19 protein-coding genes and 1 tRNA gene are annotated in these 25,033 nt (G+C 64.5%); 12 read left to right on the plus strand and 8 right to left on the minus strand.

From position 1 onward, the window contains the following. Window positions 1–29: 29 nt before the first annotated feature. From LC092_RS04175 to lptF, 3 genes are read right to left on the minus strand one after another with little or no spacing between them, the layout of a single operon-like run. Window positions 30–2,438 (minus strand): LPS-assembly protein LptD, encoded by a 2,409-nt coding sequence (locus LC092_RS04175; protein ID WP_224805179.1) that lies wholly within the window; start codon window positions 2,436–2,438, stop codon window positions 30–32. Then, entirely contained in the window at window positions 2,438–3,541 is a 1,104-nt protein-coding gene (gene lptG, locus LC092_RS04180; protein ID WP_224805180.1) for an LPS export ABC transporter permease LptG, read from the minus strand. The genes LC092_RS04175 and lptG overlap by 1 nt, the downstream gene beginning before the upstream one ends. A 1-nt stretch (window position 3,542) precedes the next feature. Continuing rightward, window positions 3,543–4,730 (minus strand): LPS export ABC transporter permease LptF, encoded by a 1,188-nt coding sequence (lptF, locus tag LC092_RS04185; RefSeq protein WP_224805181.1) that lies wholly within the window; start codon window positions 4,728–4,730, stop codon window positions 3,543–3,545. A gap of 334 nt (window positions 4,731–5,064) precedes the next feature. On the opposite strand from lptF, the gene LC092_RS04190 reads away from it, so the two are divergent. The 3 genes from LC092_RS04190 to LC092_RS04200 all read left to right on the plus strand — a co-directional run bounded on the left by LC092_RS04190 (window position 5,065) and on the right by LC092_RS04200 (window position 8,306). After that, complete coding sequence (locus LC092_RS04190; protein WP_224805182.1) at window positions 5,065–6,558, plus strand: leucyl aminopeptidase; 1,494 nt, start codon at window positions 5,065–5,067, stop codon at window positions 6,556–6,558. A gap of 585 nt (window positions 6,559–7,143) precedes the next feature. Then, a complete protein-coding gene (locus LC092_RS04195; RefSeq protein WP_224805183.1) occupies window positions 7,144–7,593 on the plus strand; it encodes a DNA polymerase III subunit chi in 450 nt (149 codons plus the stop codon). Next, window positions 7,590–8,306, plus strand: coding sequence for a class I SAM-dependent methyltransferase (locus tag LC092_RS04200; RefSeq protein WP_224805184.1), 717 nt, complete (start codon window positions 7,590–7,592; stop codon window positions 8,304–8,306). The genes LC092_RS04195 and LC092_RS04200 overlap by 4 nt, the downstream gene beginning before the upstream one ends. 21 nt (window positions 8,307–8,327) lie before the next feature. Here the strand turns inward: LC092_RS04200 and LC092_RS04205 are convergent, their stop codons facing one another. The 3 genes from LC092_RS04205 to LC092_RS04215 all read right to left on the minus strand — a co-directional run bounded on the left by LC092_RS04205 (window position 8,328) and on the right by LC092_RS04215 (window position 11,785). Next, window positions 8,328–9,053, minus strand: coding sequence for a hypothetical protein (locus LC092_RS04205; protein WP_224805185.1), 726 nt, complete (start codon window positions 9,051–9,053; stop codon window positions 8,328–8,330). Between the two features lie 18 nt (window positions 9,054–9,071). Beyond that, window positions 9,072–9,758 (minus strand): hypothetical protein, encoded by a 687-nt coding sequence (locus tag LC092_RS04210; RefSeq protein WP_224805186.1) that lies wholly within the window; start codon window positions 9,756–9,758, stop codon window positions 9,072–9,074. Between the two features lie 92 nt (window positions 9,759–9,850). Continuing rightward, the gene (locus LC092_RS04215) at window positions 9,851–11,785 is read right to left on the minus strand and encodes an ABC-F family ATP-binding cassette domain-containing protein (RefSeq protein ID WP_224805187.1); all 1,935 of its coding nucleotides are present in this window, start codon (window positions 11,783–11,785) and stop codon (window positions 9,851–9,853) included. A 140-nt stretch (window positions 11,786–11,925) separates the two neighbouring features. On the opposite strand from LC092_RS04215, the gene LC092_RS04220 reads away from it, so the two are divergent. Then, window positions 11,926–12,750, plus strand: a complete 825-nt coding sequence (locus LC092_RS04220) for a cyclase family protein (protein WP_224805188.1) — start codon at window positions 11,926–11,928, stop codon at window positions 12,748–12,750. Between the two features lie 392 nt (window positions 12,751–13,142). Then, complete coding sequence (locus LC092_RS04225; protein ID WP_224805189.1) at window positions 13,143–13,715, plus strand: hypothetical protein; 573 nt, start codon at window positions 13,143–13,145, stop codon at window positions 13,713–13,715. 144 nt (window positions 13,716–13,859) lie between these two features. On the opposite strand, the gene glnA is transcribed toward LC092_RS04225, so the two are convergent. Then, window positions 13,860–15,269 (minus strand): type I glutamate--ammonia ligase, encoded by a 1,410-nt coding sequence (glnA, locus tag LC092_RS04230; RefSeq protein WP_224805190.1) that lies wholly within the window; start codon window positions 15,267–15,269, stop codon window positions 13,860–13,862. A gap of 93 nt (window positions 15,270–15,362) precedes the next feature. Beyond that, entirely contained in the window at window positions 15,363–15,701 is a 339-nt protein-coding gene (locus LC092_RS04235; RefSeq protein ID WP_186389296.1) for a P-II family nitrogen regulator, read from the minus strand. A gap of 383 nt (window positions 15,702–16,084) precedes the next feature. Here LC092_RS04235 and LC092_RS04240 point away from each other — a divergent pair, with 383 nt between their 5' ends. The 7 genes from LC092_RS04240 to lon all read left to right on the plus strand — a co-directional run bounded on the left by LC092_RS04240 (window position 16,085) and on the right by lon (window position 25,023). Then, window positions 16,085–16,498 (plus strand): VOC family protein, encoded by a 414-nt coding sequence (locus tag LC092_RS04240; protein ID WP_224805191.1) that lies wholly within the window; start codon window positions 16,085–16,087, stop codon window positions 16,496–16,498. Continuing rightward, window positions 16,495–18,069: an NAD(P)H-hydrate dehydratase gene (locus LC092_RS04245; protein ID WP_224805192.1), complete on the plus strand. Its 1,575-nt coding sequence runs from the start codon at window positions 16,495–16,497 to the stop codon at window positions 18,067–18,069. Before LC092_RS04240 ends, LC092_RS04245 begins: the two co-directional genes overlap by 4 nt. Before the next feature lie 105 nt (window positions 18,070–18,174). Continuing rightward, window positions 18,175–18,259 (plus strand) — tRNA-Leu (locus LC092_RS04250). Between the two features lie 96 nt (window positions 18,260–18,355). After that, window positions 18,356–19,702, plus strand: a complete 1,347-nt coding sequence (gene tig, locus LC092_RS04255; protein WP_224805193.1) for a trigger factor — start codon at window positions 18,356–18,358, stop codon at window positions 19,700–19,702. Window positions 19,703–19,987: 285 nt separating this feature from the next. Next, window positions 19,988–20,629, plus strand: a complete 642-nt coding sequence (gene clpP, locus LC092_RS04260) for an ATP-dependent Clp endopeptidase proteolytic subunit ClpP (protein ID WP_224805194.1) — start codon at window positions 19,988–19,990, stop codon at window positions 20,627–20,629. A 231-nt stretch (window positions 20,630–20,860) separates the two neighbouring features. Further along, window positions 20,861–22,126: an ATP-dependent Clp protease ATP-binding subunit ClpX gene (gene clpX, locus LC092_RS04265; RefSeq protein WP_224805195.1), complete on the plus strand. Its 1,266-nt coding sequence runs from the start codon at window positions 20,861–20,863 to the stop codon at window positions 22,124–22,126. Window positions 22,127–22,599: 473 nt separating this feature from the next. After that, the gene (lon, locus tag LC092_RS04270) at window positions 22,600–25,023 is read left to right on the plus strand and encodes an endopeptidase La (protein ID WP_224805196.1); all 2,424 of its coding nucleotides are present in this window, start codon (window positions 22,600–22,602) and stop codon (window positions 25,021–25,023) included. Window positions 25,024–25,033 lie beyond the last annotated feature (10 nt).

Below are 25,033 nucleotides of genomic sequence, written 5' to 3' on the forward strand. Positions count from 1 at the left end.
ATGCGGACGGCCGTGCGCCGTTCCGGTCATCAATTGTTGCCGTTGGTGGAGAATTGCGTGTCGCCAAGCGTGCGCAGGCCGAACCGCAGGAAGAACAACCGGTCCGTGGTCTGGCCGTTGTTGCGGCTGCGGTCTTCCGAATAGGCGAAGGATACGGAAAATCCTTCGTCGTCGTAGCCGAAGCCGACGCTGTCGCGAACCATGTTGTTGCTTTGCAGGTCGTAACGCACGGAGCCGAAGACGCGCCAGTTCTCCTGCAACCGCAGGCTTGCGGAGCCGATCACTTCCTCGCGGTCTGTCGGAATGCCGATGTTCGGCTGCGCCGAGAGATAGGCATAGGCGAGATTGCCGGTCACCGGGCCATAGATGCCGGAGGCCTCGATCTGTCCGCGGCGAACCGCGAAATTGTCGTTGTCGAAGCGGGCCTGTGCGCCGATGCGGAAACCCTGGCGGCTGTCGAAATACAGGCTGCTGACGTAGTCGCTCTGGTCGGTGGCAAGACCGGACGAGCGGGTCGCGTCCAGAATGTCCGCCGTCCGGAACGAATTGGTGCCCGCCAGCTGGAAGGAACGGCCGAAGAGGGCGCTCACGCTGAAATGATTGTCGAACTGCAGGCTGTACTTCAGGCCGATGTTGGCGCGGGTGCCGCCCTCGCTGCGGTCGAAGCCGGAGAACTTGTCGTATTCGAACAGCGTCGTGGAATCGAAGACGATGCTCTGCGCGTCCTCGTTGGGAAGCTCGCCGATGCGGCCCTCGTTCGGGCGCACGATCAGCTGCGCCACCGGTTCGAACACCTGGTTGCCGCCGTCGAAGGTGGCAAGGATCGGAAAGCGGTAGTCGATGCCTACGGCGGGCATGATCCGGCCAACGACGGATTCGTCCGTCAGCGCGCCGACGGTCTTGTCCTGCGAGGCGAGGAAGAACAGATCGCCCTTCACATAGGCGAAGGGGGTGAACACCTGACCCAAGGGATCGATCACGGTCGTGCGCCAGTCGGCCTGCAGGCTGGTGCGTGTGAAGGTGCCCTCGACGCCGCGGAAGCGCGTCGTGCCGCCGATCTGGATCGCGTCGGTCCGGTCGCGCGTCAGGCTCGTCAGGTTGCCGGTCAGCGAGAGCTCGCCGCCCGCGATCGGGTCCTCGAAGATGTAGTTGTAATCCAGCACCGGATGGACGAAGGGCTGCTTGTCCTGGAGCTGGCTGCCGACCGGGGCGTAGCCGGGCGCGTTGTTCGCTGCGGTGTAGTCTTCCTGCGAGATGCGGAAGGCGTAGCTCCTGAGGTCGAAGCGGTTGCGCTCGCTCTGCCCCGTCAGATAGATCTGCGAAATGTCGCTCGCGTTGCCGAAATCGGCAAACTTGTAGTCGTTCAGGAAGGCGCGGTCGCTGCGGTAGGAGACGTCCCAGCCCCATTTCCAGCGCTGGTTGATGTTGAACTCGCCTTCGGTGGCGACCACGCCGCGGAAGCGGCGGTTGCCGCTCGACGTCGCGTATTCGCCGGGCCGCGCCTGGATCAGGCCGCCGACGTTGATCGAATAGCTGCCGTCGATAAGCTTCTGGCGCCATTCCGCCTGGGTGAGCAGGCCCTGTTTCGACAGGGGCGTTGCGGACAGGAGCAGGTCGTAGGTCGGGTCGAGCGCGAAGTAATAGGGTACGGTGACGCCCACGCCGACGCGGTCGCCGACGACGGCGCTCGGTGTCAGCAGGCCGGTCTTGCGCTTGACGGTCGGATCCGCCATCGAAAAATACGGCAGATAGACCAGCGAGCGTCCAAAGAACTCCAGCGAGGCGTTCTGGAACTCGATGGTGCGCTCGGTCTCGTTGTGCACGATCGTCGCCGCGCGCACGCGCCACAGCGGCGGCTTGCCGGGCGGGTTGGTCGGCTTGGTGTAGACCGTGTAGATGCCGTTGTCGAAGGTCGTCCGGTTGCCGTCTTCGCGGCGCGCGCCATCGGCGATGAAGCGGGTGCGCTGCGGCGTGTCCAGTTGCAGGGCGGTGGCGAAACCGTCGCGCAGGTCTTCCGAGAGCTCCATCGTCTCCGCCCGCAGGACGTTGCCGTTCGGCTCGGTCAGGCGCACATTGCCTTCCGCGCGTAGGCGGTTCCGGCGCCGGTCGAACACGACACGCTCGGCTTCCACGGTATTGCCGCCATAGTAGATCTGCACGTTGCCGATGGCGGAAATCCGGTCCCGGTCGAAGTCGTAGCGCAGTTCCGTCGCTTCCAGCAGCAGCGGCTCGGCCGGATCGACCTGGGTGCCGAGGGCATCGAGGACGCTGTCCTGCGCCCGGGCCGGCGCGGCGATCAGGTCGGCGGACATCGCGAGCGCGAGGGCGCTAAGACCGGCGAGCGCCGTGCCGCGCAGCATGCGCGCGGCCAGTCCGCTGCGCCCGGCAGCGGTTGCACGGGTGCTACGAGCCGTCTGCGAAGGACTGGCCACGGCCATCAGCCGTCCTCCAGATGCAAGAGGATCGTAAACCCCATCAGAACTCCAAACACTCCTGGCGCCCAAGCGGCAACGACCGGGGGCACGATTCCCGCGCCGCCCAGATCCTTTCCCAGTTCCGACAGAACGTAAAGCACGAACCCGGCGAGGATTCCACCCAGAATCAGTCTGCCGACGCCCCCCATCCGCGAAACCCGAAGCGAAACGCAGGCCGCAATCAGGATCATTGCGGCCAGAAGTGCGGGTCGCGCGAGAAGTGTCTGATACTGCAAGGAATACCGGTAGGCCGGAAGACCTGCGCGCTGTGACAATTCGATCACACGCGGCAGGTCCCAGAAGCCGATGGATTCGGGCGCGGCAATGCTCTCGCGCACCTCCGTCGGGGTGAGATAAGTGGAGACGTAATAGGTGGCGTAGGTGCTCGGATCGCCGGTGGTCGAATAGACCGTCGCGTCGCTCAAACGCCAGCGCTTGTCCTCAAGCAGGGCCTCGCGCGCCTCGACGCGCTCAGAAAAACGGGCGGAGCGGTCGAAGGTGAACAGGGTGATGCCGAGAAGCCGGGTGCCGCCGTCCATCGTCTGTTTGGCGTGGAGCACCGATTCGCCGTCCGTGCCGTCCTGCCGCAGCCAGATTTCCCCGGTCGTCTGCAGCAGGAAGTTCTGTTCGCTGCTGAACAGCCCCGAGGCGATCTCGTCGGACTGTTCGCGCAGGATCACCGCGAGCGGATTGTAGATCGTCACCGCCGCAATGCCGAGGCCAAGGCCCACCAGAATCGCCGGCGCGGTGAACTGCCAGACGGACACGCCGGCGGCGCGTGCGACGACAAGCTCCAGCTTGCGGCTGAGGGCGAGGAAGGCGGCGATCGCGCCGAACAGGACGGCGAAGGGCAGCACCTGTTCCATCAGCTGCGGCACGCGCAGGATCGAGATCAGGCCGATCCGCGCCAGCGTCGCGCCGTCCTGCCCCGAACTGCGCCGCAGCAGCTCCAGCACGTCGAACAGGAAGATCAGGATGGCCGCGAGCGCGAACAGTCCGAGGATCGCACCCAGGAACTTGCGCGAGAGATAGACGGCGAGCGTATGTCCGACGAGACCCCGTTCCATGTCAGGCCGCCTCGTTCGGATGGTGGCCGCGCAGCTTTCGCAGGCGGATTTCGGCGCGTTCGACGGCAAGCTCGAGCGCCTCCGACAGCTTGCGGACCCAGGCCGGCTTGCGTTCGGCGGCGATGGCCCAGGCGCACAGGGCCATGGCGGCGAGCGGCAGGGCATAGAGCGCGAAGCGCGCCGACGGCATGGTCGGCACCAGCGTCAGAACCCCGAAGCCGGCGCTTCTGAGCAGGATTGCCAGGACAAGCGCGGCAAGCGTTGCCAGCGTGCGATTCTGGCGCGTGGTCTTGGGCTGGCCGGCGAAGACGAAGACGATCAGCGCGAAGGCAAGCGGATAGAGCGGCTGGCTCAGCCGGTCGTGCAGTTCGGCCACGAGCCGGGCGCGGTTGTCGCGCGCATAGGCATCGTCGGCGGCGGGCGCGACCAGATCCGCCAGCGAGCGCTCGCTCGCCTTGTAGACGGCGGCGCGACCCGAGGGGACCATGTTCGACAGGTCGAAGGCATAGGACTGGAAGCGCACGATGGAGATCGCGCCGGTGGCGCGGGTGCGGCGCTGGATCGTGCCGTCCTGCATCACCAGCAGGGTGCGTCCTGCCGCCTCGACGATTCGGCCGCGGGCCGCCTCATAGGTGAAGACGGTGTCCTCGGCGCGGTCGTCATGCATCAGCAGTCCGTCGAGCTGGCCGTCGCCGCTGCGGTTGCGGATGTGGAAGGTCAGGCCGTCCTCGATGCCGATGAACCGTCCCGGGCGCACGATGTTGGCGACGAGGTCGACCCTGACCCGCGTGATCTCGTCGCGCAGCGCACTCAGCCCGAGCGGGGCGAGCGACAGGGACAGCGTGGCGCAGAACAGGCTGACGAAAATGGCAAAGACCACGACCGGGCGCATCAACACGGTGCGGGACGCGCCCGAGGCGTTGATCACGATCAGCTCGCTGTCGTTCGACAGGGTGTTGAGCACGACGATCAGCGCGATCAGCAGCGCGAAGGGGGCGATCGCCAGCAGCAGGAACGGCATGGCCAGCAAGGTCATGCCGACGAACTGGATAATGGTCTGGCCCTTGGAGGTGACGAGATCGAGCTGGCGCAAGGCCTGCGTTGCCCAGACCACGCCTGCCAAGGCGGCGAGGGTCAGCGCGAAAGCCGCCGTGAGGCGTCGCAGGACATAGCGCTCGAAGGTTGTCATCAGGTCCGTGTTGAACGTGGTCGGCAGGTTGCGGATGCCGTTCGGTTTCGTAGCCGGGACGGTGCATACCCTTGCGCACCGCCGGGGGGGCAGCTTCTCGATTAAGCGGCAGTTTAGGTAAATACTACGAGAAGAAAAAGGGTTAACAGCTCCTTACCGTGCCCGCGCGCTTGCCGTGGGCCGAAACTGGCACCATTGTATCGTCAACCCTCGGATCACCGGGCGCGCCGCGCGACCGGACGAACCGGCGGATTCCAGTGCGCTCGGGCCTGTCGCGGACGCGATGCCCGGTTGCCGAGCGCCTTCACGCATCGTGTAACCAAGAGGTTTCGTCTTGCTTCCGAAAATTTCCTTTTCCAAGCTCTCCGCACCATCCAAGGGAACCCTCGTCGTTTTTGCCGATGATGCGTTGAATGTCGGACCGACGGCGTCGGCCGTGCTGTCGGGTGCCGACGGCCTGCTGACGCGCGCCGCGGCCACCGGCGGCTTCACCGGCAAGGTCAACACGGTGCTCGACCTGATCGCCCCGGCCGGGCTCGAGCTCGACCGTCTGGTCGTTGTCGGCCTCGGCAAGGCCTCCGCGGTCGCCGATCTTGGCGAAACCGACTGGTCCGTGCTCGGCGGCGTGGTGATGGGCGCGCTCGGCAGCGCGGAGGCGGCGGAGGTTCTCTTCGAGCTTCCCAGCGGCGATGTCGAGGCCGACCTGGCGGCCGCCTTCGCGATGGGCGCCAAGCTGCGCGCCTACAGCTTCGACCGCTACAAGACCAAGCCGAGCGACGACACGCCGGCGAAGACGAAGAAGCTTGCAATCGGTATTGCCGATCCCAAGGCCGCGAAGAAGGCCTGGGAGACGGCGGACGCGGTCAGCGACGGCACGCTGCTTGCCCGCGATCTCGTCAACGAGCCGGCCAACGTGCTGACGACGCTGGAGTTCGCCAGCCGTGCCGAAGAGCTGTCCAAGCTCGGCGTCGAGGTCGAGATCCTCGACGAAAAGGCGATGAAGAAGCTGAAGATGAACGCGCTTCTCGGCGTCGCCCAGGGCTCGGAACATCCGCCGCGTCTGGTCATCATGCGCTGGAACGGCGGCAAGAAGGACGACCAGCCGGTCGCCTTCGTCGGCAAGGGCGTCGTCTTCGACACCGGCGGCATCTCGATCAAGCCGGCCGGCGGCATGGAGGACATGAAAGGCGACATGGGCGGCGCTGCCGCCGTGACCGGCCTGATGCATGCGCTTGCCGCCCGCAAGGCCAAGGCCAATGTCATCGGCGTGATCGGCCTGGTGGAAAACATGCCGGACGGGCGCGCCCAGCGGCCCGGCGACATCGTCACCGCCATGTCCGGCGCCACCATCGAGATCATCAACACCGACGCGGAAGGCCGTCTCGTGCTGGCCGATGCGCTCTGGTATACGCAGGACCGCTTCAAGCCGGCCTTCATGATCAACCTGGCAACGCTGACCGGCGCGATCATCGTGGCGCTCGGCAACCAGCATGCCGGCGTCTTCTCCAACAACGACGAACTGGTCGGCCGTCTGGCCGAGGCGGGGGAGGCAACCGACGAGAAGGTCTGGCGTCTGCCGCTGTCGAAGGAGTACGACAAGCTCATCGACACGCCCAATGCCGACATGAAGAACACCGGCGGGCGCACCGCCGGGTCGATCACGGCGGCGCAATTCCTGCAGCGATTCGTCAACGACGTGCCGTGGGTGCATATCGATGTCGCCGGCACCGCAATGGGCAGCCCGAAGACGGAGATCAGCAAGGGCTGGGCGTCGGGCTTCGGCGTGCGGCTGCTCGACCGTCTTGTCCGCGAGCACTACGAAAAATAACCGGGACCGCGGCGGCGGCGGCATGGCGTGCCGCCGCCCGCTCTTTCGCCATACAGGGCGTTTCCCTGTTCCGGCATGCACAAAAAAACCCGCCGTTTCGGCGGGTTTTCGGTATCTGCTTCGGGAAACGGCCCGTATCGGGCCTGTTTCGGGGTTGCGCGTCTCAGCAGGTCTTGTAGGCGACGCAGCTGCCGGTGGGTTCGCTCACGACCGTGCCCATGGCCGTCGTCACGCCGGCAAGGCCAAGAACAAGTCCGAAAAACAGGGCAATCCGCACGGCCATAAATCTCGTCTCCCGCATGTCCGGCACGCTTGTGCCCGAACGTTCGTCTATCGTGCCTCGCGCGCCGTGCACCGGCTGTGATCCGTGCCACAGGCGTGCCGCTTTCGCGTCGATCTCGTCCCGGCCGCCAGAGTGCCGGCCCGAAGTTGGGAAACGGTTAATGAGGAATTGAGCGGAAAGCAAAGCCGTAGTCCGGGCGCGCGTCACATGGTTCGGCACCTGTTGCGCATTGGCCGCACCTGGCGCACAGTCGCAGCCGCGCGGCGGCCGCCTCCGCGTCGTGTCTCAACGGCCAGGTGCTTATGACGGAAGTGCTTTTTTACCATCTGACGCTCAAGCCGCTGGAAGATGTCCTTCCCGGCCTGCTGGAGACATGTCTGCAACGCGACTGGCGTGTCGTCGTGCAGGCGGGCTCGGCGGAGCGGGTGACGGCGCTCGATTCGCTGCTGTGGAGCTACCGCGACGACTCCTTCCTACCGCATGGCACGGCGAATGACGGCGAGGCCGACCGCCAGCCGGTTTTCCTCACCGACGGGCCGGACAATCCGAACGGCGCGAGCGTCCGCTTTCTGGTCGATCGTGCGACGGCGCCCGACCTGTCGCCCTATACGCGCGGCGTCTTCCTGTTCGATGGCAACGATGAGGCGGCGGTCTCCGACGCGCGGCAGCAGTGGAAGGCCTTGAAGGCAGCCGGTCACGCGTTGACCTACTGGCAGCAGACGGACGATGGACGATGGCAGAAAAAGGCATGAGCGACCGGCCGACCGCGACCGGCACCGATGCGGAGTTCGCCCGCCGGCGGGACGCGGCGCGGGACCGGCTCGACGCGCTCTTCGGCGCCAAGGGCGGCGACCGGGACGAGCGTGCGTCCTGGTTCGAGGCGGTCTACGAGACGGCCGGAGATGACGCGGCCGCCGTTCCCTGGGCGGATCTGGCGCCCAAACCCGCGCTTGTCGACTGGCTTTCCGCCAATCCGGGCGAGGGAGCGCGGGCGCTCGACGTCGGATGCGGGCTTGGCGACAACGCCGAGGCGCTGGCCGAGGCGGGCTATGACACAACCGCCTTCGACCTGTCCGAAAAGGCCGTGGAGTGGGCACGCCAGCGGTTTCCCGGATCGCCGGTGCGCTATACCGCCGCCGATCTCTTCTCCCCGCCGCGCGGTTGGCCGGGCGGCTTCGATCTCGTTCACGAGTGCTACACGGTGCAGGCGCTTCATGGCGACTTGCGCGAAGCCTCCTATCAGGCGCTCGCCGATCTTGTGAAACCCGGCGGCCGGCTTCTCGTCATTACGCGCTCGGGCGCGGACGGCGCGGAGACCTCCGGACCGCCGTGGCCTTTGTCGCCGTCGGAACTGGCGGGGTTCGAGCGGGCCGGTCTTCGCCTCATCGACTCGACTGCCTATGACGTGCAAAAGGGCGACCGCATCATCCCGCACATCCGCGCGGTCTATGTGAAGCCGGGGTGAGAGGGCTGCGCCCCCCTCCCTCTACATAGACCGCGGTGCCTCGCGCGTGACCCCGATCAAACGATCTTCAGCGCGTTCGAGCGTCTGTGCCGATTGCAGCGTCCAGAACTCGTCGACAGTCTTGCATTGTTGAACTGTTGCCCTTTCGGTCGGCGATGCCTCGGTTTTCTTGTCGCTTGCTACATTCAGGGCGGAGAGGGCATCGCTGGGACCGACAACGCCTTCCACACCTTCCCTAGCCTTTCTTGCCGCAAGTAAGAGCGACGAGGGTACTGTCGAACAATCCACGAATTGTGCTCCAGCAGCCATGGTGTTGTCCGTGTCTGCTTCTGCGGTTACGAAGAATCCGTTCTTGTCGGCATCATAGACCCAGCGTACCGATGCCGAGTTCGGGAAACTGGGCGCGCCAGTCCCCGGGAGAGATTTGCAGGTTTCGCTAGTCGGCAAAACGAGGGAAGCATCAATGATCACGCTCTCATCCGAACCGCATTCGGAAAAGCTAACCTTGTCGGTTCCGGCGACCGGAAAATACCGGCCGAGCGGATTGTTTCCGTCCGTTCGAACACCATTGCCGATCCGTGGAGCTGTAGCGAATGAGTTGCCGGCCGTGGGGTCTGCCAGTTGCTTGAGAATATTCGCCACTTCATCGTTGAGGCGGTCAATTGCGTCTCGTGAGGTGAGGGCGATTTCCGCCGCTACCGGGACGCTCCAAAGAGCGACCGAAAGGATCAATGTTGCCCGTAGCATTGTGCTGCCTTTCTTCAACTACTGCGCGGATATACAAAATTCGCTCCTGCGCCATGTCGTTTCGGAGCACGGTGATATGAAACGAATAGGCAGATAACGGTCGTTGTTTGTATCGTGGGTCAGGAGAAATCCCTCATTCCCGATCACGCAGATCGAATAGGATCGGCGGGGGGTCGCAATCACATGCTTGACGATTGTCGTCGAAAGACAGCTCTCCAGGCGCAAGCCTTGTCTCACACCCAATCTGTTGTCGACGGCCCTCAACGAGGATCTTGGAATCGAGATCGATCCTTGCTCGTGCCATATGCGGTGGGAGTTGTTTCGCGCGGTCTCCTCGGCGCTGGACTTGATGCCGAGAAAGGTCAGAAACGCGGCGGTTGGCAGGGCGATCGCCAGTATGGTCCGGAGGCGGGTCGTTTTCGGTATCGTCTCATTTCTGCGCAGGGTCAGGAAAGCGATACAGATCGCAACGACGCCGGCACCGATCAAAATGAGTTTCGCGAGAAAAGCGCTGTGCGTGAAGACGTTGTATGAATGCGCCACGATCGTTGCAAGTGGCGCCTCGATTTCGTGGATTGAAATCGAAAAAGCCGACAGAAAAGCGTCGAGATAAGCGATGCCGGCGAAATAACCCAGGGCCAGAGGCGCTATCACGATAGCGCTGTCCAGAAGCACATCGGCTATTTGGCGCTGCGGATCCGACATCCCTGAAAACCGCTCCAATCCGTTGCGGTCAAGAGTAGGCGCAGCTGTAGATTGCGTCCAGAACAAAGGCGCACGGTCAGGCAGGCGTCCCGCTATCCTTCCGCTGTCGCCCCTTCGTATTCGGCGGACAGCTCCAGCCAGCCTTGCTCCGTCTTGGCGAGTTTCTTTTCCAGGAAGGCGCGTTCCTTGACGAACTTCGAGGCACGCTCGGCGTCCTTCAGGAAAAAGTCCGGATCGGCGAGTGCTGCGTCGAGCTTCTCCATTTTCGACTGGATTCGCGCGATTTCCGCTTCCGCTGCCTTGATCTCCTTGCGCAAGGGCGCAAGCCGCGAGCGGCGTTCGGCGGCGTCCTTGCGCCGCTCCTGGGCGCTGCGCGGGTTTTCCGGCTCCTCCGGTTTCGCCGCTTCCTCGGCTGCGGCAGCGTCGGCGGCGGCCTGTTTCGCCTTGCCGGTCTTGTTCGGCCGGTCCTTTTGCAGGATCAGCCGGCGGTAGTCCTCCATGTCGCCCTCGAAGCTCGACACGCCGCCATTGGCGACGAGCCAGAGCCGGTCGGCGCAGGCCTCCACCAGATGCCGGTCGTGCGAGATCAGGATCACCGCGCCTTCATATTCGTTGACCGCCTGGATCAGCGCCTCGCGGCTTTCGATGTCGAGGTGGTTGGTCGGTTCGTCGAGGATCAGCAGATGCGGCCCCTCGAAGGTCGCAAGGCCGAGCAGAAGCCGTGCCTTCTCGCCGCCGGAGAGATCCTGGGCGGGCGTGTCCATGCGGCTGGTCGGCAGGCCGAAGCGGTTGACGCGCGAGCGGACCTTGGATTCGGCCGCGTCCGGCATCAGCTTGCGCACATGGGCGACGGGGCTGTCGGCGGGAACGAGATCGTCGAGCTGGTGCTGGGCGAAGAAGGCGACATTCATCTTCTTGGCGCGGGTGATCGTGCCCGACTGCTCCTTGAGCCGGCCGGCGATCAGCTTGGCGAAGGTCGACTTGCCGTTGCCGTTGGCGCCGAGAAGCGCGATGCGGTCGTCGTTGTCGATGTTGAGCGCCAGGTTCGACAGCACCGTGGTGTCGCCATAGCCGGCCGAGACGTTGTCGAGGCGGATGATCGGCGGGGCGAGGGTACCGACGGGGGCGGGGAAGGAGATCGGCAGCGCCTCGGCGCCGCGAATGCCGGCGATCGGCTCCATCTTCTCCAGCATCTTCAGCCGCGACTGCGCCTGGCGGGCCTTGCTGGCCTTGGCGCGGAAGCGGTCGACGAAGGCCTGCATGTGCTTACGCTGGGCTTCCTGCTTCTCGCGGCTCTTTTCCTGCAGCATCAAGGCTTCGCGGCGCTGGCGGTCGAAGCTGTCGAAGCCGCCGCGGTAGAACGTCAGCTTGAGCTGGTCGAGATGCACGATGGAATCGACCGCCTTGTTGAGAAGGTCGCGGTCGTGGCTGATCAAAAGCACCTGATGCGGATAGCGGGAGACATAGTTCTCCAGCCACAGGGTGCCTTCCAGGTCGAGATAGTTGGTCGGCTCGTCGAGGAGCAGCAGGTCGGGCTCTGAAAACAGCACCGCGGCGAGCGCGACGCGCATGCGCCAGCCACCGGAAAAGGCGGAGCAGGGGCGCATCTGCGCTTCCGTATCGAAGCCGAGACCCGACAGGATGCGCGCCGCGCGCGCCTCGGCCGTATGGGCATCGATGTCGGCAAGCCGCGTGTGCACCTCGGCGATGCGATGCGGATCGGTCGCGGTTTCGGCCTCGGCGAGCAGTTGGGCGCGCTCCGTGTCGGCGGCCAGCACCACCTCCATCAGCGATTGCTCGGTTCCCGGCGCCTCCTGGGCAACCTGGCCGATGCGGATGCCGCGGGGCATCTGGATCTCGCCGCTTTCGGGTGCTGCCTCTCCCGTGATCAGGCGAAACAGCGTCGACTTGCCCGCGCCATTGCGGCCGACGAAGCCGGCTTTCGAGCCTGCGGGAAGCGTGACGCTGGCGTTTTCGAGGAGCGTGCGCCCGGCGATGCGATAGGTGAGGTCGGTGATCTGCAACATGGGCGGATCAATGGCGTCAAATGCGCCGGGGTGCAAGGGGGGATGACGTCTCCGGCTGTCTCCAGGTGGCGCCGGCGATTGTGCCTGCGCTCCTTTGCAGCCTAGGATGATGGGGAACGAAAACCAGAGGAGTGAGCAGCATGTGTGTTCCAGGATGTCAGGAAACCGTCGCGCAACGCCTGAGCCGGCGCGGTCTGCTGAAAGGGGTTGCCGGAGTTGCGGCCGGCGCGGCGGCGTTCACCGCCTTTCCGCCGCCGCGTGCCGCCCAGGCGCAGGCGATGAGCTTTTCAAAGGCCGTCGACCTCACCCATGATCTGATGGAGGAGTTTCCGACCTATTTCGGCAAGCCGGGGCTGGAAATGGAGCGCATGTCGTCCTTCGCGACCGACGGCTACAACATGTACAAGTGGCATCTGGTGGAACACACCGGCACGCATCTCGATGCGCCGATCCATTTTTCCGCCGACGGCAAGGCGTCGGACGAGATTGCGCTCGACCAGCTCGTCGTGCCGCTTGCCGTGGTCGATGTGCGGGAAAAGGCGGCGGCCGACCCGGACTATCAGGTGAGCGTGGAGGACCTGAAAGCCCATGAAGAGGTCCATGGCCCGCTGCCCGAGGGCGGTTGCGTCGCGATGAATTCGGGCTGGGCCGCGCATGTGGCGAGCGACAAGTTCCGCAATGCCGACGCCGACGGCGTCATGCATTTCCCCGGCTTTTCCAAGGAAGCGGCGATGTACATGATGGAAAAGGGCGTGGTCGGCATGGCCGTCGACACGCTGTCGCTCGACTTCGGCGCCTCCAAGACCTTCGACACCCATTACGCCTGGCTGCCGACGGAGCGTTGGGGCATCGAGTGCCTCGCCGGCCTCGACGAGGTGCCCGCCACCGGCGCGACGCTGGTCGTCGGCGCGCCGAAGATCAAGGGCGCCACCGGCGGCCCCAGCCGGGTGATCGCGCTGGTTTGAGGGGGACGGATTTTCGCCGGCGGACGCATTTCGTGTCCGTCGGCCTCATTTGATTGCGTGGGTCGTTGCTGCGCCAAGGCAAGCGAATTGATCGTGTTTTAAATTGTCTTTTGACAAGTTTATTTAAGGGGCGCATCCTATGCGTGGAAGGCATCCGTCCAAGGAAGTCGAGCTCGTTTTGCGTGAGCTTGAAGATTTGGGCTGGGAGCTTGTGAAGGGCAAAGGTCATGCCTGGGGCCTTCTGAGATGTCCTGCAAACAGTTCCGACTGTCGGTGTGGCGCCTACTGCCAGATGTCGGTCTGGTCGACGCCAAGAAACCCCGGGCGGCACGCGAGGCAGTTGAGACAAAAGGCGATGGCCTGCACCAGGCTTGATAGCGAAAGAAATGGCGATGACTGAGGCGCTCGAGTTCGAGCTCGTGTTCGGGATCCCTGAAGACGCGTTCGATCCCTATTTGCTGTCGGATGCGGTGTTCGCGGCAGGCTTTGAGGATGCGCTCGTCGGGACCGGCATTCCGGGACTTCTTGCGGTGGAACTCGAGGTGGACGGCGGCGACGGGGAGCATGCGATCCTGGATGCTGCGCGTCGCCTTCTTGCGACCTTGCCGAGGGGCACGCGATTGAGGGAGGTCCGTCCGGATCTTGTCAGCCTGGCGGATGTCGCCGAGCGTCTGAGCGTGACGCGTCAGTCGCTCCAGCAGAGAAGGATGCCCCCGCCGACGCAGGGCGGCTTGTACAGGATTGATGAGATTGCCCAGGTTCTGGCAGAGGCGATGCAGCCGGTCGAGGGGCGCCGCAGACCGCGGCTCAACGTCGAGCGCGCCGCAAACTGGTTGCGAGCCGGCCCGCCCGCCCGGCGCATCAACGCTCGACTGGCACTGAACGAGATCGATCCGCAGACGGTCGAACCCGTGGGAGAGCGCGGTGTGCGTGCCTCCTCGACGAGGGATCAAGGCGCGTCCTGAGGTGAGGCGACGGCGCGGCTGGGCGATCGATCATCCGGCTGATGCACGCGTTTCTTGGGTGCCGCACCCAAAACAAAACCCCCGGCGGTTTCCCGCCGGGGGTTTCGTGTTTCCGGTCCCGCCCGCAAGGGGCGGGGAGAAGTCTTAGACGGAGTAGTACAGGTCGTATTCGACCGGATGCGGGGTCATTTCGTACCGCATGTTCTCTTCCATCTTCAGCTCGATGTAGGCATCGATCTGGTCGTCGTCCATGACGCCGCCGGCCTTCAGGAAGTCGCGGTCGGCATCGAGCGACTCCAGTGCTTCGCGCAGCGAGGCGGAGACGGTCGGGATGTCCTTCAGCTCTTCGGCCGGCAGGTCGTAGAGGTTCTTGTCCATCGCGTCGCCCGGATGGATCTTGTTCTTGATGCCGTCGAGGCCGGCCATCAGAAGTGCCGCGAAGCACAGGTACGGGTTCGCGGACGGATCCGGGAAGCGGACCTCGACGCGCTTTGCCTTCGGCGAGGAGGTGAACGGAATGCGGCAGGACGCCGAGCGGTTGCGCGACGAATAGGCCAGCAGAACCGGTGCCTCATAGCCCGGGACCAGACGCTTGTAGGAGTTGGTCGACGGGTTGGTGAAGGCGTTCAGCGCCTTGGCGTGCTTCAGGATGCCGCCGATATAGTAGAGGCAGGTCTCGGAGAGATCCGCATACTGGTTGCCGGCAAAGACCGGGGCGCCGTCCTTCCAGATCGACTGGTGGACGTGCATGCCGGTGCCGTTGTCGCCAAAGACGGGCTTGGGCATGAAGGTTGCCGTCTTGCCGTAGGCATGGGCGACCTGATGCACGACGTACTTGTAGATCTGCATCTTGTCGGCGTTGCGGGTCAGCGTGTCGAACTTGATGCCGAGCTCGTGCTGGGCCGCGGCCACCTCGTGGTGGTGCTTTTCGACGGTGACGCCCATCTCGGTGAGGACCGTCAGCATCTCGGAGCGGATGTCCTGGCAGCTGTCGATCGGCGGGACCGGGAAGTAGCCGCCCTTGGTGCGCGGACGGTGGCCGAGGTTGCCCGTGTCATACTCCGAGCCCATGTTCGACGGCAGTTCGGTGCTGTCGATCTGGAAGCCGGTGTTGTAGGGATCAGACGAGAAGCGGACGTCGTCGAAGATGAAGAATTCCGCTTCCGGGCCGACGAACACGGTGTCGCCGATGCCGAGCGACTTCATGTAGGCCTCGGCCTTCTTGGCGGTCGTGCGCGGGTCGCGGTTGTAGGCCTCGCCCGAGATCGGATCGACGACGTCGCAGATGATCGCCATCGTGGACTGCGCGAAGAACGGGTCGACATGGGCCGAGTCCGGATCGAGCACCAGCATCATGTCGGACTCGTTGATCGCCTTCCAGCCGGCGATGGAGGAGCCGTCGAACGCCACGCCCTCGGCGAACATGTCTTCGTCGACAAGGCCTGCGTCCATGGTCACATGCTGCATCTTGCCGCGCGGATCGGAAAAGCGAAGGTCAACGAACTTGATGTCCTTTTCCTTGATTTCCTTGAGAATGTCAGTGGCGCTCGTCATGTAGTGCTTCCCTGTCGTTCTTGAGTAACCAGTTGGGTGAAGTGGCCGCCGAGACGCATAGTCCGGCAGCAGGGAGGGCGGACGGAACCCGTCCTAGATGGCGTCGGTGCCGGTTTCGCCGGTGCGAATGCGCACGGCTTCCTCGACCGTGGAGACGAAAATCTTTCCGTCGCCGATGCGGCCCGTCTGTGCCGCGTTGCGGATGGCTTCCACGGCCTTGTCGACCAGATCGTCGGTCAGGACGATCTCGACTTTGACCTTGGGAAGGAAGTCCACCACGTATTCGGCGCCGCGATAGAGTTCGGTGTGGCCTTTCTGGCGACCGAAGCCCTTGGCCTCGGTCACGGTGATGCCCTGGAGGCCAACCTCCTGGAGGGCCTCCTTGACCTCATCAAGCTTGAACGGCTTGATAATTGCCTCGATTTTCTTCATCGCCTCCGCCATTTCGCGTCGCTCGTTTAAGAAATGCCGACCCTTACCGGTTCGGGTGCCATCTGATTAGCACGCGGCGTGCCAACCTCGCCTGCGGAAAAAACAGCCCGCATTTCGGGCAATTGACGCGCGGATTCCAGAGACTTGCGACAGGTGGCCTGTCAATTGTGCCGCATAAAGAGGCAGTCTGCATAAAAATTGGACATACCCGCTGTCCATCAGGCCAGCCGGCCGGTTGCATCTCCTGGCCGCGTATTGCGTTCAGCCGGTGCTTGGGGCGACACTTCGGCCAAGACCCGAAAGCTTGCGCCCGCGGTTCGCCGTGCGGCCGCCATTCCGCCCGGGGCGGCGGGCGTGCGGGGGCAGGACGGCAGGAGGAAGACATGCGCATTTCGTCCCTCGACCATATCGTTTTGACCGTGTCGGATCTCGACGCGACGGTCGCTTTTTATTGCGGCGTGCTCGGCATGGAAGAGGTGATCTTCGGCGGCGGACGCCGGGCGCTGCGCTTCGGTGCCCAGAAGATCAACCTGCATGTTGCGGGGGCGGAATTTTCGCCCGCCGCCCACCGCCCGACGCCCGGCTCGGGCGACCTGTGTTTTCTCGTGGAGGCGCTCGATGCGGTGATTGCCCGGCTCGAAATGGCCGGGGTGGCGATCGAGGAGGGGCCGGTGTCGCGCACCGGGGCGTGGTCGCCGCTTCGCTCCGTCTATATCCGCGATCCCGACGGCAACCTGATCGAACTGTCTGAGCCGCAGGAAGTGGTTCTGGCCGGCGGATCGGGGGAGGCTGCGTGAGCGTTCTTCTCACCCCGGCCGAGATGGGCCAGGCCGACCGGCTGACGATCGACGGCGGGATCGCCGGGATCGACCTCATGACCAGCGCCGGACGGGCGGTGGCCGACACCGCCTGCCGGATGGTACGCCACGAGGCGACCGTTCTGGTGCTCGCCGGGCCGGGCAACAATGGCGGCGACGGCTTTGTCGCGGCGCGCTTCCTGCGCCAGCGCGGCTATCGGGTCGCGGTTTTGCTCCTCGGCGAGCGGGAGCGGGTGTCCGGTGACGCGGCCTTTGCGCTGGAGCGCATGGAGGCCGGTGGCGTGCGCGCCGAATCGCTCGACGAACAGGCGCTGGCGGCGGCACTTTCCGGCGCGGGCCTGGTGGTCGACGCGCTGTTCGGGGCCGGGCTCGACCGTCCGCTTTCAGGCCTCGCCGAAACCGTGGTTCGGCGGCTCGGCGACAGCGGCGTGCCGGTGCTGGCGGTCGACCTGCCGTCGGGGGTCAACGGAGCGAGCGGCCAGGTCATGGGATGCGCGCTGAAGGCGACGCGCACCATCACCTTCTTCCGGCTGAAGCCGGGTCATCTGCTGTTGCCGGGGCGGCTGTTGTGCGGGCCGGTCGAATGCGTCGACATCGGCATCCCGGAGGACGTGCTGGCCACGATCAGCGCACAGACCTTTCGCAATGGTCCGGGGCTTTGGGCGCAGGCCCATCGTCCGCCGCAGCCGGAGGGCCACAAATACGGCCGCGGCCATGCGGTGGTCGTGTCCGGGCCGGCGTTGTCCACAGGCGCGGCGCGGCTTGCCGCCGGTGCCGCCTTACGTGCGGGCGCGGGGCTGGTGACGGTAGCGACACCGCCGTCTGCGGCGCTGGTCAATGCCATGCATCTGACGGCCGTGATGATCCGGTCCTTCAAGGGGGCGGAGGGGCTCGTCGAGCTTCTCCGCGATCCGCGGCTCAATGCGGTGGCCATCGGGCCGGGCGCCGGGGTGGGGGAGAAGACCCGCGCGCTGGTGGAGGCCTGCCTGTCGACCCCCGGCGCCGCGCAGCGGTCCGTGGTGCTCGATGCCGATGCGCTGACGGTGTTTGCCGACGATCCGGCGGCGCTGTTTGCCGTTTTGGCCGCACATGCGGGAGCGACTGATGGCGGGGACGGTTCGAGCGGCGTTGTGCTGACGCCGCATGACGGCGAATTCGCCCGGCTTTTCCCCGACCTCGTTGCGGCACAGGTTCCGTCAAAGCTGGAGCGGGCGCGCAGGGCCGCGCAGCGCAGCGGGGCCGTGGTCATCCTGAAGGGCGCCGACACGGTGATTGCCGCGCCGGACGGGCGGGCCGCGATCAACGACAATGCCCCGCCCTGGCTTGCGACGGCGGGATCCGGCGATGTTCTGGCCGGCATCGTGACGGGATTGCTGGCGCAGGGCATGCCGGCCTTCGAGGCGGCGGCGATGGCGGTGTGGCTGCACGGGGCCGCGGGGACGGCCTGCGGCGTGGCCATGACGGCGGAAGATCTTGAGCCGGCGCTTCGCGGGGTGATCGCCGATTTGCCGCGCGATGAGGGCGGTTTTCCGGTGCCGCAGCCGATGTGAACTGCTCCGGCGACATGGCGCCGTTGTCTCCCGGATTTTCCTTTGACCCGCTCAAACGGGGTGCTATAGAGGCCGCGCCTCGGTTTTGGGCGCCTTTTGCACGTCGCGGGCGTGGTGGAACTGGTAGACACGCCAGATTTAGGTTCTGGTGGCGCAAGCCGTGGGGGTTCAAGTCCCTCCGCCCGCACCACGTCGAGCCTGAACCCGAAGCAAGCCCGATAACTGGGCGCCATTTTCAAACGAGCTGTCGGAAAGACGTTCTCGAGCAAGGACGAAGCACACGACCATGCAGGTAACCGAAACGCTGGCCGAGGGGCTGAAACGCGAACTGAAAGTCGTCATTCCGGCGTCTGAGCTTGCAAGCCGCCTCGATACATATCTCGAAGATCTCAAGGGCAAGGTCCGCATCAACGGCTTCCGGCCGGGCAAGGTGCCGATGGGCCACATGAAGCGGATGTACGGCCGTCAGGCCACCGCCGAGATCATCAATGAAATGATCACCGAGACCACCCGCAAGGCGGTCGAGGAACGCAATGAGAAGCCGGCTCTGCAGCCCGAAATCGATTTGCCGGAAGAGGACGCGGAAGCGATCCTCTCGGGATCGTCGGACATCGCCTACACGATGAGCTACGACATCCTGCCGGAATTCGAGATCATCGACTTCAAGACGCTCGAGATCGAGCGCCCGGTCGTCGAGATCGACGAGTCGGAAGTCGACGAGCAGATCAAGCAGATCGCCGAGAACAACAAGCCGTTCGAGACCAAGGACGGTGCGGCGGCTGACGGCGACCGCGTGCAGATGAGCTATGTCGGCAAGCTCGACGGCGAGCCCTTCGAGGGCGGCGCCGACGAGAACGGCCAGCTGGTGATCGGCTCCAAGCAGTTCATTCCGGGCTTCGAGGAGCAGCTCGTCGGCCTGAAGGCAGGCGACGAGAAGACCATCGAGGTCAGCTTCCCGGAGGACTATCCGGCCAAGCATCTCGCTGGCAAGCCGGTGACCTTCGACATCGTCGTCAAGGAAGTCCAGGCTCCGGGCGAGATGAAGATCGACGACGAGTTCGCCAAGGGTCTGGGTCTTGAGGGGCTGGACAAGCTCAAGGAGATCATCCGCGGCCAGATCGAGAGCCAGTACGGCGCGATGACCCGTCAAAAGGTCAAGCGTCAGCTTCTCGACAAGCTCGACGAGATCTACACCTTCGACCTGCCCGAGCGGCTGGTGCTGTCCGAGTTCGACGGCGTGTGGCGCCAGGTCGAGGCGGACATGCAGCGCGAAGGCAAGACCTTCGAGGACGAGGGCGCTTCCGAAGAAGAGAGCCGCGCCGAATACCGCAAGATCGCGGAGCGCCGCGTGCGTCTCGGTCTGGTGCTGTCCGAGGTTGGCGACCGCAACGAGGTGAAGGTGAGCGACGAGGAGGTCCAGAAGGCCCTCTACGAGCGCGTTCGCCAGTTCCCGGGGCAGGAAAAGGAAGTCTTCGAATATTACCGGAGCAACCCGCAGGCCCTCGCCAGCATCCAGGCGCCGATCTACGAAGAGAAGGTCGTCGACTATATCCTCGAGCTCGCCAACGTCACCGACAAGACGGTGACCAAGGAAGAGCTGATGGCCGAGGACGAGGACGACACCGCGGCATAAGTTTCGCGGACGTCAGGACACGGTCGCTCCGCTTCGCCCGCTCGGGCGGAGCGGGGCGGACCGGTCGCGCAGGGGCAGAGGCGTTCTTAACCCTTGTCGGTGTCTCATCAGCACCTATCTTTCGGATCGAGGCGACATCCCCTATGAATGGGTGTCGCTTTTTTCGACTCAGACCGAGACCGAGAGCGCACCACCCGTCGCACACCGGCCGCGGGGTCCGATCGCGAAAGGCACGATGTGCCGGCACCGACGGGCAGGGGCGCTCCGCCAAAGCATGGACGAGGCATGAAGGATCCTATCGATTTCGCCGTGAACTCTCTTGTCCCGATGGTCGTCGAGCAGACGAACCGGGGCGAGCGCGCGTTCGATATCTACTCGCGGCTATTGAAGGAGCGGATCATTTTCCTGACCGGTCCGGTCGAGGATCATCTGGCAACGCTGATTTGCGCCCAGCTCCTCTACCTGGAGGCGGAAAACCCGTCCAAGGAGATTTCGCTTTACATCAATTCGCCCGGCGGGCTCGTGACATCGGGCCTGGCGATTTACGACACGATGCAGTTTATCCGCCCCGATGTGTCGACGCTGTGCATCGGCCAGGCGGCCTCCATGGGGTCGCTGCTGCTTGCGGCCGGCGCCAAGGGGATGCGGTTCTCGCTGCCCAACGCCCGGGTGATGGTGCATCAGCCCTCCGGCGGTTTCCGTGGCCAGGCGGCCGACATCATGCTGCATGCCCAGGAAATCCTGAAGCTGAAGCAGCGGCTGAACGAAATCTACGTGACGCACACTGGCCAGTCGCTCGATGCGGTCGAGGCCGCGCTTGAGCGCGACAACTTCATGACGGCCGATACGGCGAAGTCGTTCGGCATCGTCGATGAGGTGATCACCGACCGGGCCAGCCTTGGCGCGGGCGGCGAGGCGTCCAAGTAAGCGTTGGAAAGCAACCATCCGGGCAAGATGCCCGGATGCCGGGCAAAACCGGGGTCGTGCGTTTGCCTTAAACGAATGTTGATTTTTAAGGTGGAAGCATGGTGACATTCGGGAAGGTTTTCGGGTTCGCCGACGGCCCGAAGCCCGGACAGGAAGGCGCGCGGGCGCGTTTTCCTTTATAAGACAGACCGGAAGATCACCGGATTTTCCGAACCACGCGGGGTTTACCTGATGACCAAGGCCAGCGGCGGCGATTCGAAGAACACGCTTTACTGCTCCTTCTGCGGCAAGAGCCAGCACGAAGTGCGCAAGTTGATCGCCGGCCCGACCGTATTTATCTGCGACGAATGCGTCGAGTTGTGCATGGACATCATTCGCGAGGAGAACAAGTCCTCGCTGGTGAAGTCGCGCGACGGCATTCCGACGCCGCAGGAAATCCGGTCTGTCCTCGACGACTACGTGATCGGTCAGGGACCTGCCAAGAAGGTCCTGTCGGTCGCGGTGCACAATCACTACAAGCGCCTCAACCACGCGTCCAAGAGCAACGATGTCGAACTCGCGAAGTCGAACATCCTGCTCGCCGGCCCGACCGGTTGCGGCAAGACGCTGCTGGCCCAGACGCTGGCGCGCATTCTCGACGTGCCCTTCACGATGGCCGATGCGACCACGCTGACCGAAGCCGGCTATGTCGGCGAGGACGTGGAAAACATCATCCTGAAGCTGCTCCAGTCGGCCGACTACAATGTCGAGCGCGCGCAGCGCGGCATCGTATACATCGACGAGGTCGACAAGATCAGCCGCAAGGCCGACAACCCCTCGATCACCCGCGACGTGTCGGGCGAGGGCGTGCAGCAGGCCCTGCTGAAGATCATGGAAGGCACGGTTGCCTCGGTTCCGCCGCAGGGCGGTCGCAAGCATCCGCAGCAGGAGTTCCTGCAGGTCGACACGACCAACATCCTGTTCATCTGCGGCGGCGCCTTTGCCGGCCTGGACAAGATCATCTCGGAACGCGGTCGCAAGACCTCGATCGGCTTCAAGGCCAATGTCGAGGCGCCGGAGGATCGCAAGACCGGCGAGCTCTTCGGCGAACTCGAGCCCGAGGATCTGCTGAAGTTCGGCCTCATCCCCGAGTTCGTCGGCCGTCTCCCGGTGATCGCAACGCTTGGCGATCTCGACGAGGAAGCCCTCGTCAAGATCCTGACCGAGCCGAAGAACGCCCTGGTGAAGCAGTATCAGCGCCTGTTCGACATGGAAAACGTCGAGCTGACCTTCCACGAGGAGGCGCTGAAGGCGATCGCCCGCAAGGCTATCGAGCGCAAGACCGGCGCGCGGGGCCTGCGGTCCATCATCGAAACGATCCTGCTCGACACGATGTACGAGCTTCCGGGCCTGAAGGGCGTCAAGGAAGTCGTCATCTCCGCCGAGGTCGTCACCGGCGAGGCGCGGCCGCTCTATATCTACGAAGACCGGCAGGAAGAATCCGTTTCCAGCGCCTGAGCGTTGGACGGGTCGGGGTTCGCTCCGGCATGTCTCAAGGAGCCCCGGCGCGTTGCCGGGGCTTTTTGGTTTGGGGGGCGCCCCTTCGGGAGGCATGCGGCCGGCCTTTGAAGACGCAGCGTCAGGCGGTTTGCCGGCTTCGATCCCGCCACACTTACCAAGAATGACGATTTCCACCGAAGGATTGCGGTTTCGGCGCGGTTTTTCGGCGAATCAGCCGGCTTTGGGCTTAGACTCGGCCGTGACACACGGTGACCATATGCCTGCGCGCCTTGACACTGCGCGAGGAGGACTCCACCTAAGGAAACAACAGGTGGCGTGGCATCGCCCGGCGTGCCCATGACGGGGCGGCGGTCGATGGCCGGATCGGACCGACAGGCTGTGCCTGGCGGAACGACAACGCAGCCGGCAATGCGCCCGTCCGTGTCCGCTACTCTTCTGGGGGCGGCGGGTTCGCAAGGAAAGGAAAACCAATGACTGAGTTCGATGCGCGGCCCGAGGGCGAGGGAACGTTGTATCCGGTGCTTCCCCTTCGCGACATCGTGGTCTTCCCGCACATGATCGTGCCGCTGTTCGTCGGCCGCGAGAAATCCATCCGTGCGCTGGAAGAGGTGATGGCCGCCGACAAGCAGATCCTGCTTGCCACTCAGGTGAATGCCTCCGACGATGACCCGTCCCCCTCCGACATCTACGAGATCGGTACGCTGGCGACGGTGCTCCAGCTCCTCAAGTTGCCCGACAACACCGTGAAGGTGCTTGTCGAGGGCGGCACGCGTGCGCGTATTTCCGACTACACCGACCGCAGCGATCTCTTCGAGGCCCATGCGGTTGCGCTGGAGGAGGAAGAGGGCGACACGGTCGAGGTCGAGGCCCTGTCGCGGTCGGTGATCTCGGAGTTCGAGAATTACGTCAAGCTGAACAAGAAGGTCTCGCCGGAGGTGCTTGGCGCCGTCGGCCAGATCGAGGAATACTCCAAGCTTGCCGACACCATCGCCTCGCATCTTGCGGTGAAGATCCCGGAGAAGCAGGACATTCTCGGCATCACCTCGGTGTCGGAACGGCTTGAGCGCGTGCTCGGCCTGATGGAGAGCGAGATTTCCGTTCTTCAGGTGGAAAAGCGCATCCGCTCGCGCGTCAAGCGCCAGATGGAGAAGACCCAGCGCGAGTACTATCTGAACGAGCAGATGAAGGCGATCCAGAAGGAGCTCGGCGACGGCGAGGAAGGCCGCGACGAGGTGGCCGAGCTGGAAGAGCGCATCGCCAAGACCAAGCTGTCCAAGGAGGCCCGGGAAAAGGCCACCGCCGAGATGCGCAAGCTCAAGCAGATGAGCCCGATGTCCGCCGAGGCGACGGTGGTGCGCAACTATCTCGACTGGCTGCTGGGCATTCCCTGGGGCAAGAAGGGCAAGGTCAAGCATGACCTGAAGCACGCCCAGTCGGTGCTCGATTCCGATCACTATGGCCTGGAGAAGGTCAAGGAGCGGATCGTCGAGTATCTGGCCGTGCAGAAGCGCGCCAACAAGCTCAAGGGGCCGATCCTGTGCCTCGTCGGTCCTCCCGGCGTGGGCAAGACTTCGCTCGGCAAGTCCATCGCCAAGTCGACGGGGCGCGAGTTCGTGCGCATGTCGCTGGGCGGCGTGCGTGACGAGGCCGAGATCCGCGGCCACCGGCGGACCTACATCGGTTCGATGCCCGGCAAGGTCATCCAGTCGATGAAGAAGGCGAAGAAATCCAATCCGCTCTTCCTGCTCGACGAGATCGACAAGATGGGCATGGATTTCCGCGGCGATCCGTCCTCGGCCCTGCTGGAGGTGCTGGATCCCGAGCAGAACGCGTCCTTCATGGATCACTACCTCGAGGTCGAATACGATCTCTCGGACGTTATGTTCGTGACCACGGCCAACACGCTGAACATCCCCGCGCCGCTGATGGACCGGATGGAGATCATCCGCATCGCCGGCTACACCGAGGATGAGAAGGTCGAGATCGCGCGCCGTCACCTGCTGCCGAAGGCGGTCAAGGACCACGGTCTGCGCGAGGGCGAGTTCGAGGTCGAGGATGCGGCGCTGCGGCTGGTGATCCGGCGCTACACCCGCGAGGCGGGCGTGCGCAATCTCGAGCGGGAGCTGGCGACCCTGGCGCGCAAGGCGGTCAAGGAGATCCTGATGAGCGAGAAGTCGACCATCGCGGTCGACGAGGCGTGCGTCGAGGAGTTCCTGGGCGTCCCGCGCTACCGCTACGGCGAGGCCGAGCTTGAGGATCAGGTCGGTGTCGTCACCGGGCTGGCGTGGACCGAGGTGGGCGGCGAGCTGCTGACCATCGAGGGCGCCATGATGCCGGGCAAGGGCAAGATGACCGTGACCGGCAACCTGCGCGACGTGATGAAGGAATCGATTTCCGCGGCCGCCTCCTATGTGCGGTCCCGGGCTGTCGATTTCGGCATCGAGCCGCCGTTGTTCGACAAGCGCGACATCCACGTCCACGTGCCGGAGGGTGCGACCCCGAAGGACGGTCCCTCGGCGGGTATTGCCATGGCCACCGCGGTGATTTCCGTGGTGACGGGCATTCCCGTGCGCCGCCATGTGGCGATGACCGGCGAGATCACCCTGCGCGGGCGGATCCTGCCGATCGGCGGACTGAAGGAAAAGCTGCTTGCGGCGCTGCGCGGCGGGATCACCACCGTGCTGATCCCGGAAGACAATGCCAAGGACCTCGCGGAGATCCCTGACAACGTCAAGAACGGCCTGGAGATCATCCCCGTGTCCCGTATGGAGGATGTGCTCAAGACGGCGCTGGAGCGCACGCCGGAGCCCATCGAATGGGACGAGGCGGCGGCCGATGCGGCCCGCGAAGCGGTGCGCGCGCAGGCGGAAGCGGCCAAACCGGTCGCCCATTAACTCCACCGGT

This window comes from Stappia stellulata (genome assembly GCF_020176715.1).
In the GTDB taxonomy this organism is placed as follows: domain Bacteria; phylum Pseudomonadota; class Alphaproteobacteria; order Rhizobiales; family Stappiaceae; genus Stappia.

Bases quoted from the DNA above. Each gene is read 5' to 3' on its own strand.
- LC092_RS04215 (WP_224805187.1), bottom strand. From the start codon at position 11,785: ATGTTGCAGATCACCGACCTCACCTATCGCATCGCCGGGCGCACGCTC.
- LC092_RS04240 (WP_224805191.1), top strand. From the start codon at position 16,085: ATGCGCATTTCGTCCCTCGACCATATCGTTTTGACCGTGTCGGATCTC.
- glnA (WP_224805190.1), bottom strand. From the start codon at position 15,269: ATGACGAGCGCCACTGACATTCTCAAGGAAATCAAGGAAAAGGACATC.
- lptG (WP_224805180.1), bottom strand. From the start codon at position 3,541: ATGGAACGGGGTCTCGTCGGACATACGCTCGCCGTCTATCTCTCGCGC.
- LC092_RS04220 (WP_224805188.1), top strand. From the start codon at position 11,926: ATGTGTGTTCCAGGATGTCAGGAAACCGTCGCGCAACGCCTGAGCCGG.
- clpP (WP_224805194.1), top strand. From the start codon at position 19,988: ATGAAGGATCCTATCGATTTCGCCGTGAACTCTCTTGTCCCGATGGTC.
- clpX (WP_224805195.1), top strand. From the start codon at position 20,861: ATGACCAAGGCCAGCGGCGGCGATTCGAAGAACACGCTTTACTGCTCC.
- LC092_RS04210 (WP_224805186.1), bottom strand. From the start codon at position 9,758: ATGTCGGATCCGCAGCGCCAAATAGCCGATGTGCTTCTGGACAGCGCT.
- LC092_RS04175 (WP_224805179.1), bottom strand. From the start codon at position 2,438: ATGGCCGTGGCCAGTCCTTCGCAGACGGCTCGTAGCACCCGTGCAACC.
- lptF (WP_224805181.1), bottom strand. From the start codon at position 4,730: ATGACAACCTTCGAGCGCTATGTCCTGCGACGCCTCACGGCGGCTTTC.
- LC092_RS04195 (WP_224805183.1), top strand. From the start codon at position 7,144: ATGACGGAAGTGCTTTTTTACCATCTGACGCTCAAGCCGCTGGAAGAT.
- lon (WP_224805196.1), top strand. From the start codon at position 22,600: ATGACTGAGTTCGATGCGCGGCCCGAGGGCGAGGGAACGTTGTATCCG.
- tig (WP_224805193.1), top strand. From the start codon at position 18,356: ATGCAGGTAACCGAAACGCTGGCCGAGGGGCTGAAACGCGAACTGAAA.
- LC092_RS04205 (WP_224805185.1), bottom strand. From the start codon at position 9,053: ATGCTACGGGCAACATTGATCCTTTCGGTCGCTCTTTGGAGCGTCCCG.
- LC092_RS04225 (WP_224805189.1), top strand. From the start codon at position 13,143: ATGACTGAGGCGCTCGAGTTCGAGCTCGTGTTCGGGATCCCTGAAGAC.
- LC092_RS04200 (WP_224805184.1), top strand. From the start codon at position 7,590: ATGAGCGACCGGCCGACCGCGACCGGCACCGATGCGGAGTTCGCCCGC.
- LC092_RS04235 (WP_186389296.1), bottom strand. From the start codon at position 15,701: ATGAAGAAAATCGAGGCAATTATCAAGCCGTTCAAGCTTGATGAGGTC.